Source organism: Bacillus cereus group sp. TH152-1LC, assembly GCF_027710505.1.
Classification (GTDB): domain Bacteria; phylum Bacillota; class Bacilli; order Bacillales; family Bacillaceae_G; genus Bacillus_A; species Bacillus_A mobilis.
In genome coordinates, this window is the sequence record NZ_JAQFNK010000001.1 from 448,316 (window position 1) to 461,533 (window position 13,218).

Consider the following 13,218-nt stretch of genomic DNA (forward strand, 5'->3'; position numbering starts at 1 on the left):
GATGTTTTTCAAGATAATAAAATTATAAATTAAAACTAATTCAGAAAATCACATGGTATACTTACGCGGGAGAGGTGATGAGATTTGAAAACTTTAGTTATTGCAGAAAAAGAGTCTCAAGCTTTAGACTTGAGTAAAGGTTTGGAGAAATACGGTTCTTTTAGGTTAAATAAACCTGGTCGTTATTTCGAAAGTAATAAATACATAATTACATGGGCTCAAGGGCATATTTTAGGATTAAAAGAACCTAGGGACAGTGAAAATTGGGGAGACAGAAAATGGGAGTTAGAAGCGCTTCCTTGGTATCCACCAAATAATAAATTTGAATATAAAGTTACGAATGAAAGAATATATAATCAATTGAAAGCTATATTTCAGCGCAGCGATATTACGGAAATCATCGTTTCTACGGATGCTGGACGCGAAGGGACATTAATTGCACAAGAATTAATTGACCATTTTGAGTTTAAAGGTCCTGTTAAACGTTTTTATGAATCGGCAGTATTATCACCTGAAAATATTCAGCGCATCATTGAAAATGATTTAAAAGGTCAGGATTTTATCGTGCCGAGGGTTAAAGCTGCATATGCAAGGTCGTTTGCAGATTTATTGCTAGGTATGAATTTTTCAATAGGATTTTCTGCAAAAGCAGGGGCTACATTGAGTATGGGGCGCGTGAAAACACCAGTAATGGCAATATTAGCGCAAAGAAAAAAAGAAATTATGAACTTTAAAGAAGAAACCTATTTTGAATTAGAAGCTGAATTTGGAGGAGTTTATAAAGGGCTTTGGTTTAAAGAACAACTAAGTAATACAAAATTTGGGAAACTTGAAGAAATAAAAGCAATGATAGCAAAAATTTCAGGGAAAGATGGAATAATAGTAAAAAAGGAAGTTAAAAAAGTACCAGAAAATCCTAAACTTCTTTATAGTTTAACTACTCTTCAACGAGAAGCTAGTAAAAAGTTTGGATTTGACCCAGACCGAACACTAGAAATTGCTCAATCTTTGTATGACACGCATAAAATGCTAAGTTATCCAAGAACAGAGTCAGAGGTTATCGGGACAGGTCATGTAAAAGATTTGCCTGCAATTTTAAATGCAATTAATGTAGATACGTATTCAAGTCATGTACAATATATTTTAAGTAATGGAATACCAACTAATAAACGTATGGTTAATGATAAAAAGTTATCAGACCACCACGCTATAATTCCTACAAATATAGCACCTAAGATATCTGCCTTAAATGGTGATGAAAGAAAAGTTTATGATTTGGTAGTAAAGAGATTTTTATCTGCGTTCTATCCTGCTGCTATGTATGAAAAAACAGAAGTAATTACTGAAGTTGAAGGAGAAACTTTTAAAACGTCAGGAAGAATTGAAGTAGATAAAGGGTGGAAGGTAGTTTACGGTTCGGATGTAGAAGACGGGGATGATGATTCAGAAGATGCAAATATCCCTCCTATTGAACAAGGGGAATCTAGGGTCGTTTCCACAACAAAAGAAATTTCTAAGAAAACTTCGCCGCCAAAATTATATGATTACGATTCTTTGCTAGCTATAATGGTAAATCCGAAAAGATTGTTGGCGACGGATGAACTGAAAGAAGCGTTGGATTCAGCAGAAGCTCCAGCTGGTTTAGGGACAGTAGCTACCCGTGGGGAAATAATTAAAGAATTATTGAATAGAGAATACATAATCAAAAAAGGTAAAAGTTTAGATATTAGTGATTTTGGGATGTTAATGATTGAAGTATGCCCGGAAAAATTAAAGTCTCCAGAGATTACGGCTGAGTGGGAAGGCAAATTGAGAAAAATGGAATTAAATGAGTATGAGTTTGATGTATTTATGGATGAGTTGCATAGTTATATCGAAAGCATTTTAGATGAATTACGTGTTACTCAATGGTCAGTTGCGTTTCCGAGAAAAAATGGAGGAGAAGAGGTTGCCACATGTCCGCATTGTGGTACTGGCATTAAAAATATCGGAAAAGTGTATGTATGCGGAACAAGTACACCAGAAGAAACTTGTTTTATTGTTGCTACAGAAATAGGGAAGAAAAAGATTGCGCCTAGCTCAATTAAGGAATTAGCTGAGAATGGTGAGACAAAGCTCATTAAGGGTTTTACTTCTAATAAAGGTAAAAAATTCGATGCAAAATTAAAATTAGATGGAAAGAAATTATCTTTTAATTTTGATAAAGATGAAATTGCTGTTTGTCCTTATTGTCAAACTTCTGTTACGGATAAAGGGAAAGTGTATTCTTGTAACACTAATTCTATTGAAAATCCTTGTTTTGTTGTATTTAAGGAAATAGCCAAAAAACAAATTCCAATATCTGCTGTGAAACAGTTAGCAGAAAAAGGTTTAACAAATGAAATTAAAGGTTTTACAGGAAGTAAAGGTAAATTTGATGCTAAATTAAAACTTGAAGATAAAAAAGTAAGTTTCGCATTTGATGTGAAAACGAAGTCAGAAAATAAAGCAACTAATTTAAAATGTCCATTCTGTCAAAAAGGTGAAATTAAAGAAAATGAAAAAAGGTTTGGATGTAACAATTGGAAGGAAGGTTGTAAATTCACTGTTTGGAAAAATGAAGATAAAATTACTGTAAATGTTGTTGATAAATTAATTAAAGATGGAGAATCTGGAAGAATTGATGGTCTTCGTTATCCAAACGGGTCTTATTACAATGCCAATCTTAAATTAGACTTGAATAAAAAGGTTATAAATACAGAATACATTAACGATTAAGTTCTTTTATGCAATAAATTAAAAGAACCGATGTACAGTCGGTTCTTTTTTGAATGAATATATTTGTGGATACAATTAAATAAACTATCGTCTTAATGTTAATTTAATAGTTTTTAGCTTTATAATTTAGCTGATTGGTTTGGATTTTAAAGGTAAAAAATGACGTTTTTAATAAAAGTAAAAAAATAAATTCAGAAACAATAAAAAATAAAAAAAATAAAAAGGGTTTCTGAATTTCTTCGATAAATATAGTTTATTGACAAGTACAGAATAAATGTTCAGTCAACGAATATAAAAAATGGAAATCAGAAAATGAAAAGGTACTTTAGGAGGTAACTATAATGGAGAACTTTAATGAAATTTTAGAAGCATATAAAGGTGCAAAAATGTTAGTGGTGGGCGCTGGTGGTGGCGGTTCCAATGCTATTAATTATATGATTTCTCAAAATGTAAAAGGCGTGGACTTTGCTATTGTAAATACTGATATTCAAGCAATTCAAGAATCAATCGCACCTAAGAAATTACAAATTGGTATTAAACTAACTCGTGGTCTTGGTGCTGGTGCTAATCCTGAAATTGGTCGTAAAGCTGCTGAAGAAAGTATTGAAGATATCGAAGCAATGTTAGAAGGATATGATTTAGTATTTGTTGCCGTAGGTCTTGGTGGTGGTTCTGGTACAGGTTCTGCTCCAGTTGTTGCAGAAGTAGCTAGAAGAAAAGGAATTCTAACAGTTGCTGTGGTAACATTACCATTTGGATTCGAAGGTCGTTCTCGTATGAAAAAGGCTATGGAAGGAAAACGTGAATTGACTGAACATGTGGATACAATTATCACGATTCCTAATGACCGTTTAACGGGTCATGTACAAGCTTTAGGCAAAAAATTCAATATGAAAAAAGCATTCGAAGAAGTAAACAATGTATTGCTTCAAGCTGTAACAGGAATTACGAATTTAATTACAAAGCCAGGTTTAATCAACTTAGACTTTGCTGATGTTAAAACTATCATGTCTATTCGTGGTGCTTCTTTAATGGGTATGGGTGTTGGTACAGGTGAAGACCGTATTCGACAAGCGACGGAAGCTGCAATGAGAAACCCGTTATTAGAGCAAGGCATTGATGGTGCTCAAGGTATTCTATTTAATATTACTGGTAATGAAAATCTTGATTACGAAGATTTCATTTTAGCAAACGAAATCATTTCTCAATATATTTCTGAGGATGCAGAAATTATTACTGGAACTGTATTAGATGAGACGATTCCAGAAGACACAGTTTATGTAACTGTTGTTGCCACTGGATTTCCAGAATTAAATAAGCAAGTTGCAGCTCCTATGGCAAACAATGCTCGTCTTGTGAATTCTTTACAAGACCGCAATATGGAACGTCGACCTGTAGCTGAAAGAGCTCCAATGATGGAAAGAACTCCAATGATGGAAAGAGAACCAGTTCAACAACCGATTGCGGAAGAACAATATGAGGGAAATAATGATTTTGTAACAAAAGAAATGAATAGTATTTTTGAAGGTTTAGATATGCCTTCGTTCATGCGCAACCTAGGGCGTAACTAGTGCATAGGGGGATGTTTGTATGCAAAATCGTTTAAGTGAAAATATAAAAGAAAAAGAATTTAAGGAAATAAAAGTAGGTCTTCTTGGTGCAACAGTAGTTTATGGAAAGCAAGAGGTTGAGGATTACCTTCAATCTCTTGCAAATGATGTTGAACAATTAGAAAAAGATATTAAACTTTCTTATAGAAAGATTGAATTGCTTGAATCTCAGCAAAAAATCACTTCTGAATTAAAAGGTCGCTCAGCAGAAGAACTTCAACAATATGAGAAAGACCTTGTTGAAAGAGCAAGACAAGTTGAGAGAATGGAAAAATCATTTAAACGTATGGTTCTTATGGCAGAAGAAGATGCGGAAAAAACAAGAGAAAGTGCTAAGAAAGAAGCTAAAACTATTCTTACAGAAAGCAGAAAACGTGCAGAAGAATTGTTAGATGAAGCTAAGAAAAAGCTTGATGAAGCACAAGGAGAATCTCTAACAATTGTTGAAGAAGCTAAGGAACGTCGTCTGATGATTGATAATAGATATCAAGAAATTAAAAAAGAATTAGTAGGAATACATAATTTCATTGAAAAAGTTGTTATCAGTGAAAAAGGTTTAGAGAAATCGCTCTTCTCTGAAAAAGCTAAGCAAGCAGTTATTAATGAGTAGAAGGGACTTACCCTTCTATTTTTTTGTTAGGAAAAGGTTTTTATAAAAACTAAAACAAAAAATAGGTACAGAACAATTAAAGGAGGTAATCTCCAAAAGATGAAGCTTTTTGGAAAAATTAAATGGCAAAAGTTGAAATTAGATTTAGAATTGTCCATAGTATTGATAGCGCTAATGGCAATAGGGTCGTCCTTTGTATTTAGTGCTAGTTCGATAATGGCAAGAGAAAAATATCACAATATGATGTATTTCTTTGATAGGCAAGTTGTTTATTTGGTCTTAGGAACTATAGCTATGTTGATTATATCAAAGATTAGATATCAGAGTTTACGTGGCTATATTTTATTATTGAATATAGTAACCATCCTTCTAAATTTAATGATTGTTTTTGGAATTTCATCTGTCAGTGTAAACGGGGCAGCTCGTTGGATAAGTATCTTTGGTATTACTTTTCAGCCATCTGAGTTAGCAAAGATTACGTTGATAGTTACGCTAGCAAGCATGATTGACAAAAGAAGACGAATGGGCGTATTAAACGACATATTCCAAGGGATTCTTCCTATTGCAGCGTATTGCGCTATGATAATAGGTATTGTATTCATGCAAAAACACATGAGTGCTTCGGGTGTCTTGATATTTAGTGCAGCTTGTATGCTAATTGTCTCTGGTTTGAAAAAACAGTATGTAGCTATTGCCGGTGGAGCAATTGGTGTATTTGCCTTACTTGCGGTTTTAATGTTCCCGTTTCGTATGAAACGTATGTTTAGTTTCTTAGACCCATATAAAGATGCGCTAGGTTCTGGATTCCATATTATACAAAGTTGGAGAGCTTTGGCTGGTGGTGGACTAGATGGACTTGGGTTAGGAATGAGTCGTCAAAAATTCTCATGGCTACCAGAGAGTCATACAGACTTCATTCTCGCAATTATTGGAGAAGAATGGGGATTTATCGGAATACTAATCATATTTGGTCTTTTTGTATGGTTCTTGCTTCGTGGAATAGTTATTTCATTAGAAGCTCCAGATTGCTTTGGAATGATAATAGGAACTGGAATTGTGAGTATGTTCTTCTTCCAAGTAGCAATTAATGTATCCGTAGTAACGGGAATGTTCCCTGTTACAGGTATGCCGTTACCATTTGTATCATATGGTGGTACGTCGAGTATTATGCTTTTAGGAACTGTTGGTGTGTTATTAAATATAGCTTCTCAAAATAAAGAAAAAAATAGAAATATAGAGTAGGATTTTTGAAAAAAATAACCAAATTATTGTTATAGAAAAACAAGGATACCTCCTACATTCCTTATAAATAAAAAGTATAGCTTAAAAAGCTATGCTTTTTTTGTTAGAAAAGGGTTTGTTCTATTTATTTTGAAAACAATTATGTTGAAGGTGTTGTTGATAATAATTGAGAAAATGAGGAGGGTTAGTATGATTTCATTACAAAATGTCTCGAAAAGGTATGGAAGAGATGTTGCTGCATTGACAAATGTTAGCTTTGATATAAGACAAGGAGAATTCTTGTTTCTTACAGGGAAATCGGGTTCTGGAAAATCAACACTATTTAAAATGTTATACAAAGATGAATTACCTAGTGAAGGTAACATTGATATTTTTGATAAAAGTTTAAGAAAAATTAAAACAAAAAATCTTAGAAGAAAAATGGGCGTAGTCTTTCAAGATTACAAATTATTAAATAACAAAACGGTCTATGAAAATGTATCTTATCCTCTTTCTTGCTTGGGGGTTAACCCTTTCATTGTTAAAGAAGAAACATTAAAAGTTTTGAAAATGATGGGAATTGAACACCTGTATCGAAAAAAACCAGAAGAATTGTCGGGTGGAGAGCAACAAAGAGTGGCTATTGCTAGGGCTATTATTAACAAACCAATTATTTTACTCTGTGATGAACCTACAGGGAATTTAGACTCTGAAAACACCTGGATTATTATGAAACACCTCCAAGAATTAAATGATTCGGGTACTACTATAGTTATGACGACTCATAGTGAAGAAATAGTTCAAACTATGAAAAAAAGAGTTATTGTATTGGATAAAGGTGTATTAATCAGTGATATTCAACCAGAAGAGTTAGAAGACGAAGAGGTTGATATGCATGCATTGAGCGAAGCTGAACGAAATAAATTGGAAATTTTAAAGGGTATAGGGTGGAAAAAGGAAGAAAAAAAATATGTTGAGAGGAGGAAGTAGGAGAGAATGTCTCTCTTGCGAAATGAGTGTTTGTTTTCTTATTATGGGTTAAAGAAGCTTCAATAGGTTTGATTAGAAACTTTTGGTGGAATTCGGTTGCTTTTTTAATGTCTCTTGTTTGTTTAGTTGCATTTTCCATATCATTTGTGTCGGGTACTACTGCTGAATATTTTTCATCAAAATTAAATCAACGTTTAGAAATTCAGGTAGATATAGCCGATGGTCATATGAATTACAATGAAATGAAGAATCAATTGATGGAAGATAAGAGAATTAGCGAAGTTAAATTCATTAGTAAAGAAGATGCCCAAAATCGTATGATTGAAGAGATGGGGAACGATGCCAAAGTTCTAGATATTTTCAATGGAAAAAATATTTTTCCAGCACAATTTATTGTAAAGGTACATAAAGCAGAAAATATTGAAGACGTAGCTAAAAAAATAGACGGTTTGGATTACTCGGAAAAAGTCCTTTATGGCAAGGAATATATTGATAAAATGTTAACTGTTACTGAAAAAGTTAAAAAAATAGGTTACTACGTAACAATCGGAGGTTCAATTTTTGCTGTTCTTTTAGTAATGTGGGTTATCCGAATGAATATTGAACAACGTAAAGATGAGATTGGTATTAAACAATTAATTGGTTCAAGTTCTTTAACAATTCGAATGCCGTTTATTCTAGAGGCATTATTGTTGATGGGAACATCTAGCATAGCAGCATATTATCTATTTGCTAAATTGTATGGAGAGTTTGTTAGCTACATAAATCAAGAACTACCTATGTCATCATTGTCATTATTAAAAGTGGGAACTGTTCAAGAAAGCTTAATTTTACCTCTGTTTGGTCTAGCTTTAGCAATTGGGTTATTTGGTAGTATTTTTTCAACAAATAAACATCTTAAGAGAGTTTAAAGAAGTTATTTTATTTAAATAAATATAACTATAACTATAGAGAGAAAAGATAGTAAGGGTAATCCCTACTATCTTTTTTTGTTTTGTTCATAGATTTATTGCAAAAGACTTGCAAATATTTAATTTTGTGAGATTTAAAAGTAAATAATTGTTAATGTAAATGTGAAAAAAAGCGTTTTTAATGTAGAAAACAAAAATATAAATGAAGTGTTTAAAAGGAGGGGTGTGTCATGAATGAGCAAGAGATAAAAAGGAAAAAAATATATGGGATTGTATTTTCAGTTTTTCGTCTAATAATGGTTATTTTCTTTGTAAATCAATTATTTAGCGGAGCTTTTGCTGGAAATATGAATACTTTAACTTTAACTAAGTTAGTAGTTTTGGCATTATATGTGTTTGGTCTTGCATTGTTACCAGTGGGTAAAATAGCTATATACGCAGAATTAATAATTATTTTTGGACTAATGTTATTTTTGGGAGAAAAAGAGTTAGTAAGTTTGGTTATTTTCCCATTAACAACTTCTGTTGTTAGTCAAACAAGTAAAATAGATATATTGATAATTCCAGCTATGTTTACGGGGCTAATTCTATATGCCGTAGGTAAAGACTACGTTACAATAGGTTTTTCAATTGGTCTATTTTTATTTTTCTTAGTAAAAGAATACGAAAAATTAGAGAAATCAAATGAAATAAAGAGATTACAAATAACTTCTTTGGAAAGAGAAGAGAAAAATAGGGAGCTAGAAATGGAGTTGTTATTAAGGGAAAAAGATAATGAAAATCTTATGGATGTATTTATTAGAACCAAATCCCTTAATGAAAAAATTGATATCGATGAATTGATTGAAGAATTGATTGAAGCACCTAAGAATTTCTTCCATTCAGAATGTGCAGCTATTTATGTTCTTGATGAGGATAGATATAGATTATTGAAGTCATCAGGAGATGAACAACGCTTTGAAGTATCGAAAACAATTTCCATTAAAGATGGTAAAGAACCTATAATTACAAATAAACATTTAAGGGTTCCAATTAAACTAGAGAAAAAACTTTGGGGTGTTTTGGATATATTCGGAAAAAGAGAAGAAGTTATGAATGGACAAAAAATAATATCTAACTTTAACGAAGATGACTATGTGACGATTGCTACATATACAGGTCAAGTTATGTTTAGTATGAAACATGCCAAATTGTTGATAGAGATGGAAAGAATGGCGTTAACAGACCCGTTAACGAAATTAGCAAATAGAAGACATTTTGAAAATCAATTTGATTATTTGTTAAGACAAGCAAAACGAGGAAACGAATTGGCATTAATTATGCTGGATATTGACCATTTTAAAAGTTTTAATGATACATATGGTCATGATAAAGGGGATGAAGCTCTCGTTATTGTAGCGGAAGTTCTCCAAACTTATTTAAGAGAAATGGATGTTGTTGGAAGAACAGGTGGAGAAGAATTTTGTGTATTAGTTCCAGGTGGAAACGATAAAGCAGTTGAAATTGCAGAAAGGTTGCGTAAAAAGCTTAGCTTGGTTCCTTTTGTTAAACCAATAACAATATCTTTAGGAATAGCTTATTATGGAATAGACGGCACAAGCATACATGAATTAACTAAGAGTTCGGATAAAGCTTTGTATTGGGCTAAAGAACATGGAAGAAATCAAGTTGTTGAATATTGTAAAGTAAAAGACGGGGACGAATAGTTAAATATTCGTCTCTTTTTTTACTTTGAAAATTATTCTAAATATTTTTGAATATACTACGTTGTCTTATTTAAAGAAAATGAAAGGCGGTGTATGGCTTTTTGCCACTAGAATGAAAATTGGCTTTCATATAAGGTTTGCCGGTAACTTAAAACGTTTGAGTAATGATGTCATAAAAACAAGAGGTAATGTTTTTCAATTCTTTTCGAGAAGCATTAGAGGCGGAAGGATGCCAGATATAAGTGAGAGACAATTACAAAATTATTATAACTTTTTATTTGAGAGAAGAATTTCAAATGTGATTGTTTTAGCACCTTATGGATTTAAGGTTGCAGGTAAAGATGTGTCTTCAAATTTAGCAGTACCTAATGAAATCGCAATTCGAGAAATCTTAAAAGACCTAGAATTCGCAAAAGAAATCCATGCAAAATATTATGTTGTAAATGCTGGATATAGTAAAGGATTATCTGAATTTGAGTCAATTGAAATTTTGAAAATGCAATTAAATGAGATTTTACAAAAAACAACATGGAACGGAGATATTTTGGTTAAAAATATGGCTGGAGGAGGAACAGAACTTGCAGCTGATTTGTATAGATGGAAAGAAATTATCTCTTTTAATGAACGGATAAAAGGAGCATTAGATTTTGGAAGGGCGTTTTCGTTTGGATACTCGTTTTTAACTAAAGCAGAAGCAGAAGTGTTTTTAAAATTTATCGAAACAGATATAGGATGGGACAAAATTCCTTTGATATATATAAATGATTCAAACAGATTTGCTGGTTCTAAAAGAGAAGATGTTGTTCCTTTAGGAGACGGGGTTATTGGCTTTCATGGATATAAAAATATCTTAAACAATAAAGATATTTTAGAAAAAATATGGATGGTTGAAAATCAACCTGATGTTATTTATTACGATAGAACGATTAATTTTTTAGTAGAGTTTCATAGAAACAATAAAGAAAAGGGAGGAGGATTATAATATGAGTCCAAGAGGCACATTGTCATTTGCAATAATATCCTATATTAGCAGTCTTATGCTTTATTTTGTATCACAAGAAAATACATTATTTTATGTCATGTTGCTATTTTTATATATTAATGTTGCTACTATTTTTCATCCGTTAGTATTTCATTATGGAGTTATGAAACCTATAGAAATAGGGTTATCATCAGTAGGTTTATTAAGTTTGTTTACAGGAGAGTTTTCTTCGTTTGTATTTATTCTGATGTTTGTCGTGACTTTAATATTTATTGAAAAAGAAGATATGTATTCTCTTATAGAAGTTCCGAACAAAAAAAGAAATACACTGGGATTAACTATAAAAAGAATGATAGCGACCATTTTTATGCCTTTTTCTGTAACTTATGTTGTAATGATAATTCGACCATATGAAGAAATTACTTCTTTGTTGATTGTGTTACTATATTTTGCCGCACTTTTTGTAGCATCTAAATGGTTTGATAGTATAATTTCATTCGGCATTTTTACGCTTGTCCAAATATTCCTTTTTGTATATGTCATAGAAACTTATATAAATTGGAATTCTACACAAATTACGATGTTCTTTGTATCTATTTTCCTATTTTTAGTAATTGGATATGGCAGAAAAGGATTATTAAATTATGTAAACAATAATAAAAAATAGAAAAAACTTTTTTAGAAGAATTTATAAAATAATAATGAATGTTTAAGAATAGATACGCTTAAAGGGGTGAACCCCCTTTTTTAATTGATAAAAGCAAGGAGGAAAAATAGAAGTGAGTAATTTAAGTACGGTTAAAGTTATACCGCTAGGCGGTTTAGATGAAGTTGGAAAAAATATGACAGCTATTGAATATGAAAATGAAATAATAGTTGTGGATGCAGGGACGGCTTTTCCTTCTGCTGATATGTATGGAGTACATTTAATTGTACCGGATATTGATTATTTAAAAGAAAATAGAGCAAAAGTGAAGAGCTTGTTTATAACGCATGGTCATGAAGACCACATTGGCGGAATTGCATATTTTCTTAAAGAATTTGATGTAGATGTTTATGCAACTAAATTAACAACAGCGTTAATTAGAAATAAATTAAAAGGTCAAAAAGATGGATTGAAAAGACTAAAAATTGTTGATAAAGATACAGAAATAAAAGGTCAAAATTTGCATGTATCTTTCTTTGAAACAAATCATAGTATCCCAGATTCCGTAGGACTAGTAATTAAAACTCCTCACGGAAATATTGTTCACACCAGTGATTTCAAGGTGGATTATACTCCTGTAGACGGGAAAACACTAGATTTTGCTAAAATTGCAGAGCTTACAAAAGAAGGAGTTTTGTTGCTGCTTTCCGATAGTACGAACTCTTTAAAAGAAGGATTTTCTCCTTCTGAAGATGCGGTTGCTAAATCTTTGCATGAATTAATAGCAAAAGCAAAAGGTAGAGTAATAGCTACGACATTTGCTTCTAGCTTGTATCGAATCCAAAGTATGGTTCGAATTGCAGAAAAAGAAAAAAGAAAAATAGTATTAATAGGTAGAAGTATGAAGAATAACGTGAAGGCTGCTCATAAGTTGGGTTATTTGGAGGCAAAAGAGAAGACTTTTATTTCAGATAAACAAATGCACGAGTATTCGCCAAACGAGTTATTGATTATAACAACAGGTTCACAAGGGGAACCAACATCGGCATTACGAAGAATGGTGGAAAATAAAAATCCTTTAATCACTTTAAATGAAAGTGATATTGTATTGTTTTCTTCACACACTATACCTGGGAATGAAAAATCAGTAAATCACCTAATTAATGAATTATCTAAATTAGATATAGATGTAGTTATAGGTGGAAGTATTCATACATCTGGTCATGGTTATCAGGAAGAATTAAAACTTATATTAAGTTTATTTAAACCAAAGTTTTTCATGCCTGTTCATGGAGAACATCGTATGTTGAAAAAACATGCACAACTTGCAAATAAAACAGGAGTTTTAAAAGAAAATTGTTTTGTATGTGAAAATGGTGATGTCTTAGAATTCACAAAGGAATATGCAAAGAAAAGCAAACCGGTTAAAGCGGGTGCTATTTTTGTAGACCAATCTGGTTTGGGAGATGTTGAATTTAATATTATGAAAGACCGTGGAAGATTAGCTAATCACGGGGCAGCGTTTATTCAAATTCAGAAAACTCCTCACAGATACAAAACTCGTGTTATTTTGAAAGGTATTATTGCAGCTTATGACAGTAAACAGCTTTATCGCGAAGTTAATTCTGTAGTAGAGGAAATCATGAAAAAAAATGAAAATAATAAACATTCGTCGAAGCGTGAGCTGTACAAAGAGGTCGGAGAAGTGCTAGAAAAGCATTTAAATAGAAAGCCATTAATTATTCCGATTTTTGATTAAATACAGAAAAAGCCAATTCGAATCTT

At 31.9% G+C, this 13,218-nt stretch carries 10 protein-coding genes; all 10 read left to right on the forward strand.

Annotated elements, in window-relative coordinates:
* The first annotated feature begins 84 nt into the window (after positions 1–84).
* The 10 genes from PDL00_RS02260 to PDL00_RS02305 all read left to right on the forward strand — a co-directional run bounded on the left by PDL00_RS02260 (position 85) and on the right by PDL00_RS02305 (position 13,192).
* Positions 85–2,757 carry a type IA DNA topoisomerase gene (locus tag PDL00_RS02260; RefSeq protein WP_270725946.1) on the forward strand — a complete coding sequence of 891 codons (2,673 nt, stop codon included), beginning with the start codon at positions 85–87 and terminating at the stop codon, positions 2,755–2,757.
* A gap of 341 nt (positions 2,758–3,098) precedes the next feature.
* On the forward strand, positions 3,099–4,328 hold the full coding sequence (ftsZ, locus tag PDL00_RS02265; protein ID WP_270725949.1) for a cell division protein FtsZ: 1,230 nt from the start codon (positions 3,099–3,101) through the stop codon (positions 4,326–4,328).
* A 19-nt stretch (positions 4,329–4,347) separates the two neighbouring features.
* The gene (locus PDL00_RS02270) at positions 4,348–4,977 is read left to right on the forward strand and encodes a DivIVA domain-containing protein (protein WP_098007483.1); all 630 of its coding nucleotides are present in this window, start codon (positions 4,348–4,350) and stop codon (positions 4,975–4,977) included.
* 99 nt (positions 4,978–5,076) lie between these two features.
* Positions 5,077–6,219 carry an FtsW/RodA/SpoVE family cell cycle protein gene (locus PDL00_RS02275; protein WP_270725953.1) on the forward strand — a complete coding sequence of 381 codons (1,143 nt, stop codon included), beginning with the start codon at positions 5,077–5,079 and terminating at the stop codon, positions 6,217–6,219.
* Positions 6,220–6,408: 189 nt separating this feature from the next.
* Positions 6,409–7,188, forward strand: coding sequence for a cell division ATP-binding protein FtsE (locus tag PDL00_RS02280; protein WP_270725956.1), 780 nt, complete (start codon positions 6,409–6,411; stop codon positions 7,186–7,188).
* A gap of 68 nt (positions 7,189–7,256) precedes the next feature.
* On the forward strand, positions 7,257–8,099 hold the full coding sequence (locus PDL00_RS02285) for a permease-like cell division protein FtsX (RefSeq protein ID WP_270725959.1): 843 nt from the start codon (positions 7,257–7,259) through the stop codon (positions 8,097–8,099).
* A 230-nt stretch (positions 8,100–8,329) separates the two neighbouring features.
* Complete coding sequence (locus PDL00_RS02290) at positions 8,330–9,805, forward strand: sensor domain-containing diguanylate cyclase (RefSeq protein ID WP_270725962.1); 1,476 nt, start codon at positions 8,330–8,332, stop codon at positions 9,803–9,805.
* Positions 9,806–9,917: 112 nt separating this feature from the next.
* Positions 9,918–10,787: a TIM barrel protein gene (locus tag PDL00_RS02295; protein WP_333563528.1), complete on the forward strand. Its 870-nt coding sequence runs from the start codon at positions 9,918–9,920 to the stop codon at positions 10,785–10,787.
* A 1-nt stretch (position 10,788) separates the two neighbouring features.
* Complete coding sequence (locus PDL00_RS02300; RefSeq protein WP_270725969.1) at positions 10,789–11,454, forward strand: hypothetical protein; 666 nt, start codon at positions 10,789–10,791, stop codon at positions 11,452–11,454.
* Positions 11,455–11,566: 112 nt separating this feature from the next.
* Entirely contained in the window at positions 11,567–13,192 is a 1,626-nt protein-coding gene (locus PDL00_RS02305) for a ribonuclease J (protein ID WP_270725972.1), read from the forward strand.
* Positions 13,193–13,218 lie beyond the last annotated feature (26 nt).

Coding starts and splice junctions, on each gene's coding strand:
- ftsZ (WP_270725949.1), top strand. CDS start 3,099: ATGGAGAACTTTAATGAAATTTTAGAAGCATATAAAGGTGCAAAAATG.
- PDL00_RS02270 (WP_098007483.1), top strand. CDS start 4,348: ATGCAAAATCGTTTAAGTGAAAATATAAAAGAAAAAGAATTTAAGGAA.
- PDL00_RS02290 (WP_270725962.1), top strand. CDS start 8,330: ATGAATGAGCAAGAGATAAAAAGGAAAAAAATATATGGGATTGTATTT.
- PDL00_RS02280 (WP_270725956.1), top strand. CDS start 6,409: ATGATTTCATTACAAAATGTCTCGAAAAGGTATGGAAGAGATGTTGCT.
- PDL00_RS02300 (WP_270725969.1), top strand. CDS start 10,789: ATGAGTCCAAGAGGCACATTGTCATTTGCAATAATATCCTATATTAGC.
- PDL00_RS02295 (WP_333563528.1), top strand. CDS start 9,918: ATGAAAATTGGCTTTCATATAAGGTTTGCCGGTAACTTAAAACGTTTG.
- PDL00_RS02275 (WP_270725953.1), top strand. CDS start 5,077: ATGAAGCTTTTTGGAAAAATTAAATGGCAAAAGTTGAAATTAGATTTA.